We start from the raw sequence: 16,733 nt of genomic DNA, 5'->3' as shown, positions 1-16,733 counted from the left end.
CGGCTCAGGGCGCCGGTTTCATCGTCTTGGCGGGCCGCGTTCTGGTCAGCACGCCGTGCTTGGTGGCGCGCCGCGCCTGGGGTGTGTCGGGCGGCGGCTTCGCCAGCAGGTCACGGTGATCGGGAACGGCGCTGCGCAGATAGCTGCGGATCTGCTGGATCCACTTGCGCGCCAGCTCTTCGGAAATGGACAACTCCGCCGCGATGTCCGCGTAGGGCTGCTCCTCGATGAAGCGCATGCGGGCGGCCTGCCGCATCCGTTCGTCCCGGATGCCGTCGAGCGACTCGAGGACCTTGACGAGCAAGGCGCGGTCGGCGTTGGTGCGTTCCGGGTCCAAGGCGTCCCGTCCGCTGGAAATGTCGGCGATGGAGGCGATTTCGACGAGGGAGCCGACCAGAACGGGATGGCGCTGGTGGGCGCGGTGCCGGTCGATGAAGTGGTTGATGGCGGTGCGCCGCAACCAGGTGCGCGTCTTGATGATGGAACGTGCGTAGAGGGGAAGTGATTCCGAGAGGTTGATGCAGAGTCCGCTCAGGCAGTCGTGGATCTCCTGCCTGTTCCCTTTGCACAACCTGTGATATGTCCAGAACAGGTCGGTGTAATGGCGGCACCAGAAGACCCAGAAGGCGGTCTGGTCGCCGGTCGCGATGCGTTCCAGAAGGCCGGGATCGTCCAGCTGGTGGAGGTCCTCCCCGTTGCGGGAGAGGAGCCGCGGCGATCCAGCCATGGACAGGGAAGGCCAGGGGCGTTTCGTTTCCCGCCGACGATCCGACGCCGTTCCGGTGGGGATATCCCCCAAAGGTTGCGCTCTTTGTTGCATATTACGTCCCTTGCGCGTTTTGCTCAAGGGACGCTCGCCAAGTTCTATGCGTGAACGAATTGGATATACTTTTTTTCGAAATACCTATGTATTTCGCACGACCTTATATAAAAAAAAGCCTATCCGGCCACAACTGCACTATGTCCTGATAATCAAGCCATGGCTATGCAGGCGCAGCCGAAGGCGGCGATTCTATGGCTTCGCGACGAAGGATGGGGGTGGGGCTAATAATGCCGTGCGCGCCGGGCCGTTCATGGCCTCAACACGGCCTCAAGGCTAAGAGTGTATTAACCAAGAGGCGCGAATGCTCGCCCCTCCGCCCCGGTGATGTTTCCGGGATTCTATATTTCAGCCGGACCGCTGTATTTCAGAAGGTCGATGCCGCGGGGCACGGGGCCATTCGAATCCTGTATCGAATGGCAGGAGTGGAGGGGCTCGAACCCCCAACCCCCGGTTTTGGAGACCGGTGCTCTACCAATTGAGCTACACTCCTGTCGCCGCCTTTCAGCGGGAAGCCGCTTGTAGGCGATTTCGGGGCTGTGCACCAGAAGAAAATCACGGCGTTCGCGTTTGGAACACGCTTTCACCGCAGCGCCAAGAGGGCGGGGGCGGAGTGGCCGGACTCGGACGTCATTGCCCCCAGTCCGCGCAATATGGACAGCAGAAACTCACCAGGAAATGTCATATTTCAGCGCAAAACGAATAAAAGACCCTCTCCTGTGGTAGAATTCAGCCATATTTGAAAATATAGATTTCAGTTCTAAAAAATACCGCGGCAGTGGTTTTGATTGTCCTGGGAAAGCAGGGCATTGACGACCGTCATGGCGTCATGGGGGGCAAAGCCGTGGCGTTCCAGGATCGCTTGGCCGAGCGGTGAGAGGATGCAGCGGGCAAGCGCTTCCGCCCGGGCGTGGTTCGCGCCGTTCCATCAGCCATTCATAAGGATTGCGAACCTCCGGCGGCCTCTCGCTGTCCGATCCGCCGGTGAGTTGCTGCGCCTTCGTGTTCAACGCCGAGAAACTGCCGGGTCGCAGGGCCTCGGCCTTGCGGAAGATATCCCAGGCGTAATCGCCGGCGGGGTCGGCCAGCACGCGGGGATGCGCGATGTTGGCGGAGGCGAACAGACCGCTCCCCCCGCTCTGCAGCCGCCAGGCCTTCAGCAGGCCGGAGGGGCGAAGATCGTCGCCACCCGGAGGCCTTCCCGCGCCTCGAACGCCTGCGCCAGTTCGCCAAGCGCGGTTTCAGGCTGCCGGCGGCGAACAGGGGAACCGCATCTCCTAACCGCTCCGCCGTCCTGTCCCTGGCGTTCTCTGTCCGCTCCGTTTGTGTCCAAAAGCCCTCTTCTTATGCATAGAGCATCGGACCAGGGCAGAGAACCGGGGCGGAAAAGCGCGCGTAGCAACGCATCCCATCATGGCGTCGCCGAATCGCATCCAAGGCTCTGTATTTGTTCCGCAACCTTCCATGGCGGGGGCATGCACAACACCCGCAATCAGCGTGGTATCCCGGCTACGTCCCAGCAACGACCATGACACGGATGTGAATGTTACAAATTCCGACAAACTAGGACTAACACCCACTCCGAAATCGTATGATAGAAAAGGCTACCTCTGATGGAGATCCGACGGGGTCTTCGTTAATCAAAGGTTAGCAATGACCATCGTGCGAAGGTAACGGTCCCATGAATTCGTCCACCAATGCCGCCTTTTCCATTCCCGTCCATAAAGAATTTGTGGATAAGAAAAAGGCGTCCTGGTGGTTTTGCTTTGCATTAGGAGCTACTGTCGCGGGCGTTCCGTCCATCACACTCGCGCAGCAGCTGCCGACCCAGCTTCCTTCGGGGGCCGAACCGCGCCCTGAGGCGCCGCGCCCGGTGATGCCGCTGCCCTCCGTGCCGGGCGGGGCGGTGACCGTTCCGAAGGCGCCCGCGGCGGAGGCCCCGGCGGGGGCCGAGAATTACCGCCTGACGTTGCGGGACGTCACCATCGAAGGCGCCACCGCCTACAGCCAGGACAGCCTGAAGGCCGCCTATCAGGACCTGCTGGGCCGCGAGGTGTCGGTGGCGGACCTGTTCAAGATCGCCAACGACATCGAGTTCCGCTACCGCAACGACGGCTTCATCACCAGCCGGGTCATCGTTCCCGCCCAGACGATCGAGGACGGCACCTTCCGTCTCCAGGTGGTCGAGGGCTTCGTGTCCGACATCACCTATCCCGACGACATCGGCCCGGCGCTCGCCGCGGTGAAGCGGCTGGTGGAGCCGCTGCGCGGCGTCAAGCCGATCAACGTCGCCGAGGTCGAGCGCCGTCTTCTCCTGGCGAACGACCTCGCCGGCCTGAGTGTGCGCGCCAGCCTGGAGCCGGCGCCGGACACGCTCGGCGCCTCGGTGGTGGTGGTGAAGACGGACCGCAAGGCGGTGGACGCCCTGGTGTCGTTCAGCAACCGCAACACGCCCTATCTCGGCACCGCCCAGACGACCGCGACGGCGGCGCTGAACTCCTTCGGGCCGAACGCCGACACGGTGAACCTCAGCGGGCGCGTGTCCTCTCCGGCGTCGCGGGCCTGGTCGGTCGGCGCCGGCTACCAGGCGCTGGTGACCGGCGACGGGCTGACCTTCTCCGCCACCGGCTCCTACTCCAAGTCGCGGCCCGGCCTGACGCTGGACCCGCTGGACGTGGAAAGCTGGGTGGCGGCGGGTGTGGGGACGCTCAGCTACCCGGTGATCCGCTCGCGCCTGGAGAATCTGCGTGCCGTCGGCGAGTTCGAATACCGCGACGTGAACACCGACATTTCCGGCGACCGTTTCAACCGCGACCGCCTGCGCATCCTGCGCGGCGGCTTCAGCTATGACCGGACCGACGGCTGGGACGGCATCACCGCGGTGCGCGGCCTCGTGCACCAGGGGCTGGACATCCTCGACGCGACGAAGCTCGGCTCCGCCTACGCGTCGCGCGAACGCGGCCGCAGCGACTTCACCAAGCTCACCGCCGACATCACCCGCGTGCAGCAGTTGCCGGCCAACTTCAGCATCCTGGCGACGGCCACCATGCAGGCCGCGGGCACGCCGCTGCTGGCCAGCGAGCAGATCGCGCTGGGCGGCCCGAGCTACGGCCGCGCCTTCGACGAGGGCGAGATCTCCGGCGACAGCGGTTGGGCCGGGTCGCTGGAACTGCGCTACACGCCGGTGCTGCCGGACAACGCCTTCGCGCAGGCCGTCCAGATCTACGGCTTCGTCGACGGCGGCGAGGTGTGGAACCGCTCCAGCCTGGAGCAGAACAGCCGGAATTCACTGGTCTCCGTGGGCGGCGGCGTGCGCGCCGGCCTCGTGGAGCGGCTGTTCGCGACGCTTGAGATCGACAAGCCGCTGACCCGCCGCGTCGCGACCGAGGGCGACAAGGACATGCGGGTCTTCTTCAACATCACTGCGCAATACTGATAGGGCCGGGGGACACAGGACATGGGCAAGGGCAACGTCACCACCACCTCCGGCATCACCGAGATTCCCGGCGCGCGCCGTCACCGGCAGACTCTGCGCCAGCGGCTGCTGCTGTCGTCCGCGACGGAGGCGCCCCAGCGCGGCGGCGGCACCCGGCGCCAGCGCCGCGCGGCGAAGGCCCGGGGGGGCATCGACTTCGCGCGGCTGGCGCTGCGCAGCGTGATCGGCGTGGCGCTGTCCACCCTGTTCGCCGGCGCGGCCTACGCCAACCCGCTGGAAGGCACCGTCACCGCGGGCGCGGCGACCATCCAGTCGGCGACCCCGAAGTCGATGGAGATCCTGCAGTCCACCGACAAGGCCATCATCAACTGGAAGTCCTTCAGCATCGACGCCGGTGAGAGGGTCAACTTCCAGCAGCCCTCGGCCTCCAGCGTCACGCTGAACCGGGTCACCGGCGCCGACCCGTCCAAGATCATGGGCAGCCTGTCGGCCAACGGCACGGTCATGCTGGTCAACCCCAACGGCGTGGTGATCGGCGCCGGGGCGAAGGTGGACGTGGGCGGGCTGGTGGCGACCACCGCCAACATCTCCGACGCCAACTTCATGGCGGGCAAGTACCAGTTCGACCAGGCTTCCACCAAGCCGAACGCCATGGTGGTGAACGAGGGCGACATCACCGTCAAGGACAGCGGGTTGGCCGCCCTGGTGGCCCCGCACGTCCGCAACTCCGGCGTCATCCGCGCCAAGCTGGGCAAGGTCGCGCTGGGCGGTGCCGAGACCTTCACGCTCGACTTCCACGGCGACGGGCTGATCAGCTTCGACGCCAGCTCCGCCGTGAAGACGGTGGCGAAGGACGCGGACGGCAAGCCGGTCGCGGCGCTGGTCGTCAATTCCGGCGAGATCGCCGCGGAGGGCGGCAGCGTCACCCTGTCGGCGCGCGCCGTGAAGGGTGTGATCGACAACGTCATCAACACCGACGGCGTCATCAAGGCCACCTCGGTCGGCAGCGCCAACGGCAAGATCGTCCTGTCGGGCGGCGACAACGGCAAGGTCAACATCGGCGGCACCGTCGATGCCAGCGGGCGCGGGGAGGGGCAGACCGGCGGCACCGTCGTCGCCACCGGCGCCGAGATCGCCGTGAAGAAGAACGCCCGCGTCGACGCCTCCGGCAGCAAGGGCGGCGGCGAGGTCGCCATCGGCAGCAAGACGGGCCGCTCCGGCACTTGGTCGGACAAGGTGACGGTCGAGGCCGGCGCCACCCTGTCCGCCGACGCGGTGAAGTCCGGCAAGGGCGGCAGCGTGACGGTGCTGTCGCAGAAAAGCACGAAACACGCCGGTAAAATCTCCGCCCGCGGCGGTGCCGAGGGCGGCGACGGCGGCTTCGCCGAGGTGTCCAGCCACAAGGACATCACGCTGACCGGCAGCGTCGACCTGACCGCGCCGAAGGGCGCGGCGGGCACCTTCCTGCTCGATCCGGAAAGCCTGCGCATCGTCAGCTCCGCCGGAGGCAGCCAGGACGGCGCCGCGGCGGACGGTACGATCGGCGTCAACGACCCCAACCTGGGCAGCGGCGACGCCGTCAACACGGTGTCGAAGCAGGTGCTGGAAAGCATCGCCGGCAACGCGAACATCGTGCTGGAGGCGTCGGGCCTCATCACGGTGGAGACCAGCCTCGATCTCCAGACCATCGCCGGTCACAGCTTCACCCTGCGGTCGCTGACCTCCAGCGGCATCGCCTTCACCGACGCCAGCTACGAGATCCGCACCAACGGCGGCGACATCGTGCTGGAAGCCAACGGCATGGCCAGCAGCCTAACCAACATCGGCAAGCTGACGACCCGCGGCGGTGCGGTGCGGTTGACGGCCACCGACAATGTCCAGCTCGGCAGCCTGATCGACACCACGCCGGTCTCGGGAAGCGCCGGGGCGGTCTCCGTTAACGCCCAGAGCGGGACGCTGACCGCGTTGGACGCCGGCCGGATCGTCGGCGGCCCGGTCACCCTGACCGCCGGCGGCGCCATCGGCGCCAGCGGCGCGGCGGTGTCGACCAGCAGCACCCAGCTCTCCCTGGTCACCGGCGGCAACCTGTTCGTCACCAACGACCAGACGCTGACCGACCTTTCCGTCACCAGCACGCACCGGACGGTCGGGGCCGACAGCCAGTTCTTCCTGGCCTCCACGGGCCTGACCTTCACCGTCACCGATTCGGCCGGCGGCACCGCGCTCGACACGATCAGCCAGGTCGGCGGCCTGAACAGCTTCGCCTTCCGCGGTGATCGCAACATCCAGGTCGGCACGGTCAACGCCGGAGCGGGGTCCGTCGCGCTGACCAGCACCGCCGGCAACATCACCGGCACCAGCGCGGGCCTGCTGACCGGCGGCGCGCTGACGCTGACCGCCAAAGGCTCGTCGGGCAGCAACGGCGCCATCGGCACGTCGTCGCAGGCGCTGAACACCGCCGGCTCCAGCCTGACGGCCACGGCCGGCAGCGGCGGCATCAACCTGTCGAACACCGGCGCTCTGGCCTTGGCCAACCTGACCAGCGGCGGCTTTACCACCGTCGCGGCCACCGGCAACCTGACGGTCGGCGCGGTGGCCAGCGGCAGCAACACGCTGACCCTGACCAGCAGCGGCGGCAGCATCCTGAACGACGCCGACGCCTCGACCACCATCAGCTCCTACAGCCTGGTCCTGAACGCCGCCGGCAGCATCGGCACCAGCGGCACGGCTCTGACCGCCAGCTCCTACAACATCGACGCCACCTCCGGCGTGGGCGGCGTCTACCTGACGACATCGGGCTCGGCGGTGCTGGGTTCCGTCGTCTCGACCAATGGCGACATCGCGATCACCACCGGCGGCACCACCACCATCGGGACGATCACCAGCGCCAACGGGACCAGCAACATCGCCGTCACGGCGAACGGCGCCGTGTCCGACATCACCGCGACCACGGTCAACGCCGGGGCCGACGGCGACGTCACCCTCACCACCGCCAACGGCAGCATCTCCGCCCTGTCCGGCACGATCACCGGCGACAACGTCACCCTCGCCGCCGGGGGCGACACCTCCACCGTGACGGTGAACACCGCGGCGAAGCGGCTGACGGTCACCAACAAGGCGGGCAACGTCACGGTCATGCAGACCGGCGCCGTGACGGTGGACAACATCACCTCCACCGGCACGTCGGTCTCGCTCACCGTCAGCGGGGGCGCCGCCACGCTGGGAACGATCAAGGCGTCGACCTCCGGCGCGATCTCCGTGACGGCGACCGGCGGCGCCATCCTGGGCAAGGATGCGAACAACCGGCTGTCCGCCGGCGCCATCAGCTTGAGCACGGACGCCGCCATCGGGAGTCTGGGCACCCATCTGCGCACCTCCACGGGGTCGCTGACGCTGACCAACGTCGGGGATCTGTATCTCGACAACAGCGGCGTGATCCTGACCGGCCTCTCGATCACCAACCGCCATGTCGGCACGACCGCCAACGCGCTGGAACTCACGTCCGAATACTTCAACTTCGTGGTCGGCGACAACGGCACCGCGACCATTCTGGAGGCGGTCGGCAGCCCGAAGCTCTCCACCCTCACCTTCAACAGCGACATCGACTTGATCGTCGGCGATCTCGCCACGGTTGGGACGGGCGGCACAGTCAAGCTGACCTCCACCACCGGCAGCATCCGCGACGATGGCAGCCTGAACACGCGGATCAACGCCGACACCGTGACGCTGAGCGCCGCGGCGGGCAGCGTGGGCGACGCCAACGCTCCGCTGGCGCTCAACGCCACGAAGCTGACGCTGACCACCGGCGGCGACCTGCACGTCACCAACCTGTCCGACATGGCGGAACTGACCGTCACCAGCACGCATGCGGACACGACGGTGGTGAACAGCTACTCGATCACCGCGCCGAACTTCGCCTTCGACCTGACCGACGACGCCACCAACGGCTATCTGCTTCGCACGCTGGTCGACACCACCGGCCAGATCTTCTCCTTCAAGGGCGACCGCGACATCCGGCTCGGCCGGATCGATCTGACTTACAAGAACGGCGTCCTCCCCGACAACGGGACGCCCTCGCCCAGCGAAACCTACAGCATCTTCAACGCCGAGACGACGAACGGCTCCATCCTGGACGACGGGTCGAAGACCACGGTGGTGCTGGCCGGGTCGGTCAACCTGAAGGCCAGCAAGGCGATCGGCAGCGGCTCGGGCACCGAGTATCTGGACATCGTCACCCCGGTTCTCAACGCCAGCGCGGCGGACGGCGGCATCTACATCACCCTGCCGACCTCGACGGGTGTCAACAACCAGAAGAACCTCATCACGTTGGGCAGCCGCTTCTTCAGCGCCGCCAACAACCCCATCGTGGTGACGGCGACCTGGGGGGACATCGCCTTCGGTTCCAGCTTCTCGTCCAGCGCCAGCAGCGACATCACGGTGAAGGCGACCCACGGGTCGATCCTGAACCCGAACAGCGCCAGCCTGCGCGCCGGCGACACCGGCACGGTGACCCTCACCGCCGGGAAGGACATCGGCTCCGCGTCCAACGCGCTCGCCGTCAGGGGCGGCACGGTGGTGGCCAATGCGGGCGGCTCCCTGTGGCTCGGCCTGACGGGCGGGAACCCGGTCACGCTGAACAGCCTGACGGCGGGTGGCGACATCAGCGTCACGCAGTCCAGCGGCACCATGACCGTCGGGACGGTCACCGCCAACAACGGCACCGGAACGGTTACGCTGACGAACACCAGCGGCAGCATCCAGGACGATTCGGACAGCACGACGCTCATCGCCGCCGGCAAGGTGATCCTGAGCGCCAATGGAAGCGTCGGCGGCACCAGCGCGCTAAATCTGGCGACGGCGAACCTGTCGATCACGACGGGCGGGTCCGTGGGCATCACCAACACGATGGCGCTGACCGACCTGACGCTGACGCGCGGCTCCTACTCCGGCGGCACCATCGGGATCACCACGGTCAACGGACAGGTGTTCACCCTGTCGGACAGCTCGTCGCAGTCCACGATCCAGACCGTCACCAGCAGCACGGCGCTGAACTTCGCCTTCAATTCGTCGCGCGCGGTCAAGGTCGGCACCGTCAACGTCGGAACGGGCGGCAGCGTCGCCATCGTCTCGTCCAACGGCGTCACCAACACCGGCAACGGCAGCAAGATCACCGCCGGCAAGGTGTCGCTCGAGGCGGGGAGCAGCTCCTCCATCGGTGATTCGACCCTCTACGGGGCCATCAGCCTCGACACCGGCGACCTGTCCGTGACATCGGGGCGCGACATCTACGTTGACAACAACGGGCGCGCCTTCAACAGCCTGGCGATCACCAGCACGAACGCCACCACGGCCACCGCGACCAAGAGCACTTTCTCCATCGGCAGCACCGGGTCCCAGATCTACTCGCTGGTCGATAACGGCACCAAGGTCAGCATCGACGTCGGCAGTGCCCAGAACAGCAACTTCAGCTTCACCGGCAAGAAGAGAATCGAGGTTAACAACATCTTCGCCTCCGGTGGGTCGGTCAGCCTGACCACTGTGGGCGGTGGAGAGAACTCGACGATCACCATGGTGGGAGCCGGAACCATCACGGCGTCGGCGGTCACCCTGTCGGCCAACGGAACCGGCACCGACGGCGGTTCCATCGGCACCAGCACGCGGGCAGTGAAGACCTCCGCCTCGTCGCTGACCTTGGTGAGCAACGGCGACCTCTACATCAACAACAGCAACACCGCGCTGACCGCGCTGGACATCACCGTCACGCACAAGTCGTCCACCGGGACGGGGACCTACCAGTTCAACGCCCTCGGCTCCAACCGCAGCTTCACGGTGACGGAGGCCAGCGGCATCCAGACGCTGGCCCTGTCCACGCCGAGCAACGGCAGCATGAATCTGCGCTACAGCGTGGATCGCGGCATCGTGGCCGGCACCATCGACGCCGGCACCAGCTCCACCGGTTCGGTGACGCTGATTTCCACCGGGGCGGCCTCGGGCGCGTCCGGCGGTCCGTCGATCAACGGGTCGGGCACGATCACGGCGGGCTCGGTCTCCCTGACCGCGACCGGCAGCAACGGCAACGTCGGCGGCACCAACCAGGTGCAGACCAGCACGCAGAAGCTGTCCATCGCGTCGGGCGGCAACGTGACGGTCAGCAATAACACAACCCTGACCGATCTCACTCTGGACTTCCGGCACAACAAGTCCGGCGGGGGTAGCAACACCTACTCCATCAGCTCGACCGGCCTGACCGCCAGCTTCAGCGATTCGTCGCTGCAGGAAGGCCTGACGGTGACGAACGTCACCCAGAGCGGGCTGAAGCTGAACATCAGCAACGACAAGGCCATGCGGATCGCCAAGATCGATGTCGGAAGCACCGGCACCGTCGATCTGACCGCCAATTCCGGTACGTCCGCCATCAGCGCCACGAACGGCAGCGGTACGACCGTCACCGCGGGCAGCTTGGCGCTGAAGGCGACCAGCGTCGAACACACCAGCAGCGGTTCCTACTTCACCACCCAGATCAACACCCTGTCGGCCAACCTGACGGGATCGCTGAAGCTCAGCAACTCCGGCACCCTGACGCTCAACGATGTAAAGGCCGGTGCCACGGCCGACATCAAGGTGACCAACAGCGGGTCGCTGCTGCAGTCCGGAACCAAGCCGCTGCGCGCGGACAAGGTGATGCTGACGGTCGAAGGGGGCTCCATCGGGGCGTCCGGCACGCCGCTGCTGACCGAGACGCGGACCCTGGAGGTGACCGCCGGGCGCAACGTCTATCTGACGAACAGCGCCGACCTGCACGCCCTCAGCCTGGATGTCCGGCACGCCTCCTCCGGCGCGCAGAATGTCTACGACATCCGTTCGGAGGCGCTGACCTTCGCGCTGACCGACACCAACACCGGCAGCCAGTACACCCTCGGCAACGTCGTGGACGCGAGCGGCCTCGACTTCTCGTTCAAGAGCGACAACAGCGTCGCCCTGGGGACGATCAACGGTGGCTTGTCCCGCAAGGTGGCCATAGAGACCACCGGCACCGGCAAGGACATCCTCAGCAACGGCAGCTCGATGGTGACGGCCGGCACGGTCGCCCTCACCGCGACCGGCGGCATCGGTCAGGCGGGATCGTCCTCCAACCACATCGCGACGATGGCCGACACGCTGGTGCTGACGACGGCGACCGACGCCTTCGTGGACAACGGCAAGGACCTGACCGCGCTGTCGCTGACCAGCAAGCGGACGACCGGTGCGGGCACCTATCAGATCACCGCGCCGCAGCTCGTCTTCACCATGACGGACGACGGCACCACCACGACGCTGACCGAGCTGACCGACACCACCGGTCTCGCCTTCAAGCTGGATACCCAGCACGCGCTGTCCATCGGCACGCTCAACGTGCAGAACTGGGGCACCGTCGATCTGACCAGTGCAGGCGCCATTACGGGCGCTGCCTCGGCGAACGCGGGCAACCCGACCAACCGAATCACCGCGGGCACCGCGACCCTGAGCAGCGGCGGCGGCATCGGCTCCTCCACCAACAAGATCCATCTGTCGGCGTCGTCCGCGACCTTCAACGTGAAGGGCGATCTCTACGTCGAGTCCGACACCCGCATCGGCACTCTGGCGATCAAGAGCGCCTTGTCGACCATCAACGACCGCACCTACAGCCTGACCTCGGTCAACCGGGCGGACGCGGCCATCGCGCTGAGCGGCGTGGAGAGCAGCACGCAGGCGGTGCTGGTCTCGCTGAACGACGCCGACGGCGTGCGCTTCTCCTTCGATAGCCACCGCAAGCTGGCCATCAGCGGACTGGACGTCGGCAAGACCGGAACGATCGCCCTGAACGCGGCGCCCGGGATCGTCGGGATCGGCCACTCCACGGTCAAGATCAACGCCGGCGTCGCGAACCTGACCGCTTCCTCCGGCGCGGTGGGCAAGACCGGGGGCGAGTTCATCGCGGTCACCGCCGGCAACCTGACGGTGAAGGCCAACGACGGCGCGGTGATCAACCTGCACGGCTCGACGGTCATTGACGAGATGGTCATGGGCGGGGCGCTGACCCTGAACAACACCACCGGCGACATCGCGCTCGGCTCCATCTCGATGAACGGCGCGAACGCCTACATCAACAACCAGGGCGGCTCGATCCTCAGCGGCACGATCAGCGGCAGCAATATTGTGAACCTGACGGCGACCGGCTCCATCGGCAACGTCAGCGCCGTCTCGACACAGGCCAATTCCACCAGCACCACGCTGACCGCGAGCGCTGCCGGCAGCATCGCCGTGTCCGAAAGCCGGAACCTGATCGCCCAGTCGGTGGTGAGCACCGGTGGCGGTGCGATCAAGCTGTCGACCGGCTCCTCGGGAGCCGGCCTCCTGACCGCCGGCACCATCACCACGACCGGGTCGGTGTCGCTGACCAGCGGCGATGGCAGCATCGACGCCAGCAACGGCAATCTGGTGTCCGGCGGCAGCGTCGAGTTGTCCGCGATCAATGGCGGCATCGCCGCCACGGGCTCCACGCTCAACGTCGCGACGACCGATCTGACGATCAAGACGCCCGGCACCTTCAAGGTCGCCGACACGCTCGACCTCGCCAAGCTGACCATCGACCGCACGCCGTCCACCGGCACCACCACCTCCGGCACGATGAGTCTGACGGCCAGCAACCTGAACTGGAACGTCACGGACAACGGCGGCACCACGACCTTCACCACACTGACCGACAGCACCGGCCTGGACTTCACCTTCAAGGCGCCGGGGGCGATCGCCATCGGCACGGTGGACACCGGGGCGTCGAGCACGGTCAGCCTGACGGCCACGGGCAACAGCGCGACCGCCGGCAGCATCACGGCGCTGAACAGCTCCTCCATCATCACCGCGGGCTCGCTGAAGCTGGACGCCCAGAAGAAGACCAACGAACAGGGCAACAGCAGCGCCATCGGCAGCAGCGCCACGGCGCTGGGCATGAACGTGTCCAGCCTGACCGCCAGCAGCGGCTCGGGCGGCCTTTTCGTGAAGAACGCGGCGGGGCTGGACCTCAGCTCCATCACCACGGGCGGCGCCCTGACGGTGGTTGCGGCGACCGGCGACCTGACCGTCTCCAACGTCTCCTATGACACCACCAAGGCACTGACCCTGACGGCGACGACCGGCCGGATCCTCAACGGCGGTTCCAGCCTGAGCCTCGGCAGCGGCAGCACCACGCTGACGGCGGGGGCCGGCATCGGCACGGCGGACTCGGCGTTCAAGGTCTCGACGTCCAGCACCGGTGCGCTGACCACCAACGTCACAGGCCCTGGCGGCGTCTATCTCGATATCGCCGGATCGCTGTCGGGCGGGCTGAGCGCCGCCGTCCACAACGGCCCGGTGGTGGTGTCGGGCAGCGGCAACATCACGCTGACCAACGTCGCCATCGCCACCGATGCGGCGGGCAACAACATCACCGTGACCTCGACCGGCGGGTCCATTACCGCCGGGACGGTGGCGGCGGGCGCCAACAACGGCGCGGTCACGCTGAGCGCCACCGGCAACGGCGGCAAGATCCTGGCCGCCACCGGCGGCTCCGCGGTCACGGGCAAGACCGTCGCGCTGAACGGCGCCGGCGGCATCGGCACCTCCACCGCGCGCGTCGGCGTGGGCGGCGCCCAGGTGCAGGTGAACGGTGGATCGGGCGACATCCATCTGAGCACGACCGGCGCCACCGCGCTCGCCTACGCCGCGACGACCGGCGGCAAGATCGATGTGCAGGCCGGCGACCGCCTCCAGGTGGTCAGCGCCAGCACCGGCGGCGGGGCGATCACGATCTCCTCCACCGCGGTGGACGCCGACATCATCGCCGGCAGCATCAACGCCGGCAGCGGGGCCGTCACCCTCAGCTCCACCGGGGGCGGGGTGTATGACGACGGCCTCGCCGAGACGCGGATCGTCGGCGGCTCGGTGTCGCTGACCGGCGGGAAGGGCGTCGGCACCGCCTCCCATTCGGTCCAGACCACCACCGACAGCCTGACCCTGGCGAGCGCCAACGGCAGCGTCTATGTGACCGATGCCACCGCCAGCGGCGTCACCGTCGCCTCGGCCACCGCCTCCAACGGCTCGGTCACCATCGCGTCGGCCGGCACGATGACGGTCCAGTCGGTGTCGGCCAACACCACCAGCGGAGCGGTCGCCCTGACCGCCGCGGGCTCCATCCTGGGCAGCGGCAACGGCACCCATGTGACCGGCCATTCGGCCAGCCTGACCGCCACGGGCGGCAGCATCGGCACGGTGACCGACGCCGCCACCGGCGCCGGCACGCCGATCAAGATGAACGTGTCGAGCCTGACCGGCCTGACCGCCAACGGCACCACGCCGGTCATCTCGGTCGACAACATCAACAGCGCCGCCCTGACGCTGGGCAACAACCTCGTCACCCTGGGGGCGGGCGGGTCCGCCTACATCCGCACGGCGGGCAACCTGGACGCCAGCGCCGGCCTGTCGATGACCAGCGGCAACCTGCTGCTGCAGTCCGGCGGGGTGCTGACCCTGCCGACCGCGGCGATCAACCTCGGCACGGGCGCGCTGACGCTGAAGGGAGCCACCGACGTGGTGGCCGCTGGCGGTTCGCCGCGGTCGCTGTCGATCACCGCGGGCTCGCTGACCTTCGCCAGCGGCTCCAACGGCGGCGACACCACCCTCAACACCACGGTCGGCACCATCGACGCCAGCCTGACCGGCTCCGGCAAGAACCTGACCGTCAACAACACCGGAACGCTGACGGCGGCGGCCCTCAGCGCCAACGGCACCGTCACCGCCACCAGCAGCACCGGCATGACCGCGACCTCGGTGACCGGAGTCGGCACGGTCAGCCTGACCGCGACGACGGGCGACCTGACGGTCGGCACGGTCAACGCGGGGCCGACCGGGACCATCAACCTGTCGGCGGCGGGCGGGAGCCTGCTGACCGGCAACGGCACCAGCCTGACCGGCGGCGCGCTGAACCTGACCTCCAACACCGGCATCGGAACCAGCAGCGCCGCCTTCACCAGCACCATCGCCAACATATCGGCGACGGTGACCGGGACGGGGGGAATCTATCTGGCCGGCACCAGCTTCACGCTGGGCAATCTCTCCACCACCAACGGCGACATCGCCGTCACCGCCAGCGGCGCCATCAGCGACGGCAACGCCACCACCGGCATCTCCGCCGGGGGCAGCGGCAGCATCTCCCTGGTTTCCACGGGCGGCGCGGTCACCCTGACCAAGGCGGTGAGCAGCACCGGTCCGGACGCCACCCGGGCGAGCGTGACGGTGCAGGGCACCACCATCGCCCTGGGCAACGTCACCAGCACGGGCACGCAGACCTACACCGGCAACACCACCCTGTCGGGCGCGCTGTCCGGCAAGTCGGTGACCGTCACCGGGAACCTGACGCTGTCGGGCGCCAACCGCACGGTGACCGCGACCGGCGGCGACCTGTCGGTGAGCGGCACGCTGAACGGCGGCGGGTTCGGGGCGATACTGAACGCGGCGCAGGGCGGCGTGGCGCTGGGCGGGGCGGCCAGCAACCTGGCCTACCTGTCGGCCACCGCGGGGACCATCGGCCTGCGCGACGTGACGACGACGGGGGCGCAGACCTACAGCGGCACGACCAGCCTCCAGGGCACCTACACCACCACCGACAGCGGCTTCACGGTGACCGGCGCCACGACGTTGGCGGGCGGCACCACGGTGAGCACCGGCAGCGGGAACGTGCTGTTCAGCGGCACCGTGAACGGCGCCAACGCGCTGACCGTCAACAGCAGCGGCGCCAGCACCTTCACGGGCGCGGTGGGCGGCACGACGGCGCTGGCGAGCCTGACCACGAACGCGGGCGGCACCACCAGCCTGAAGTCGGTGACCACTGCGGGCGCCCAGAGTTACGGCGACAACGTCGCCCTGGACGGCACCTACGCCACGGGCAACGGCGCCTTCAGCGTGACTGGGGCCACCACCCTGGCCGGCGCCACGACGGTGAACGCCGGCAGCGGCGCCGTCACCTTCACCGGCACGGTGAACGGGGCGCAGGCCTTGACCGTCAACAGCAGCGGTGCGACGCAGTTCAACGCGGTGGTGGGCGGCACGACGGCGCTCGCCAGCCTGACCACCGACGCCACCGGCACCACCAGCCTGAAGTCGGTGACGACGACGGGTGCGCAGACCTACAACGACGCGGTCACGCTGAACGGCACCTATGCCACCACCACCGGCGCCTTCACCGCCAGCGGTGCTGCGACGCTGGCCGGTGACACGACGGTGAACGGCGGGGCGAGCGTGCTGTTCGCCGGCACGGTGGACGGCGCCTATGCCCTGGCGGTCAACAACAAGAGCACGACGCAGTTCAACGCGGCGGTGGGCGGCACGACGGCTCTGGCCAGCCTGACCACCGACGCCGACGGCACCACCAGCCTGCGCAACGTCACCACCACGGGTGCGCAGACCTACAACGACGCGGTGACGCTC

Annotated in this window: 3 protein-coding genes and 1 tRNA gene; 2 read left to right on the top strand and 2 right to left on the bottom strand. The window is 67.6% G+C overall.

The genetic code is table 11. The annotated features are described in order from the left end of the window. Positions 1–4: 4 nt before the first annotated feature. Both ACFPMG_RS31705 and ACFPMG_RS31700 read right to left on the bottom strand, forming a co-directional pair. Positions 5–727 (bottom strand): RNA polymerase sigma factor, encoded by a 723-nt coding sequence (locus tag ACFPMG_RS31705; protein WP_376999716.1) that lies wholly within the window; start codon positions 725–727, stop codon positions 5–7. 510 nt (positions 728–1,237) lie between these two features. Next, positions 1,238–1,313: transfer RNA gene (locus tag ACFPMG_RS31700), tRNA-Trp, on the bottom strand. Positions 1,314–2,696: 1,383 nt separating this feature from the next. On the opposite strand from ACFPMG_RS31700, the gene ACFPMG_RS31695 reads away from it, so the two are divergent. Both ACFPMG_RS31695 and ACFPMG_RS31690 read left to right on the top strand, forming a co-directional pair. After that, the gene (locus tag ACFPMG_RS31695; protein WP_376999714.1) at positions 2,697–4,256 is read left to right on the top strand and encodes a ShlB/FhaC/HecB family hemolysin secretion/activation protein; all 1,560 of its coding nucleotides are present in this window, start codon (positions 2,697–2,699) and stop codon (positions 4,254–4,256) included. A 21-nt stretch (positions 4,257–4,277) separates the two neighbouring features. Next, a partial coding sequence (locus ACFPMG_RS31690) for a beta strand repeat-containing protein (RefSeq protein WP_376999712.1) occupies positions 4,278–16,733 on the top strand: 12,456 nt, incomplete at its 3' end.

It is taken from the genome of Azospirillum himalayense, assembly GCF_042657465.1.
Classification (GTDB): domain Bacteria; phylum Pseudomonadota; class Alphaproteobacteria; order Azospirillales; family Azospirillaceae; genus Azospirillum; species Azospirillum himalayense.
The sequence above is the reverse complement of the archived record's forward strand: the minus strand, read 5'-3'. Positions and strand labels throughout refer to the sequence as shown.

Excerpts from the sequence above, each read along its gene's own strand:
- ACFPMG_RS31705 (WP_376999716.1), bottom strand. The coding sequence starts at position 727 with ATGGCTGGATCGCCGCGGCTCCTCTCCCGCAACGGGGAGGACCTCCAC.
- ACFPMG_RS31695 (WP_376999714.1), top strand. The coding sequence starts at position 2,697 with ATGCCGCTGCCCTCCGTGCCGGGCGGGGCGGTGACCGTTCCGAAGGCG.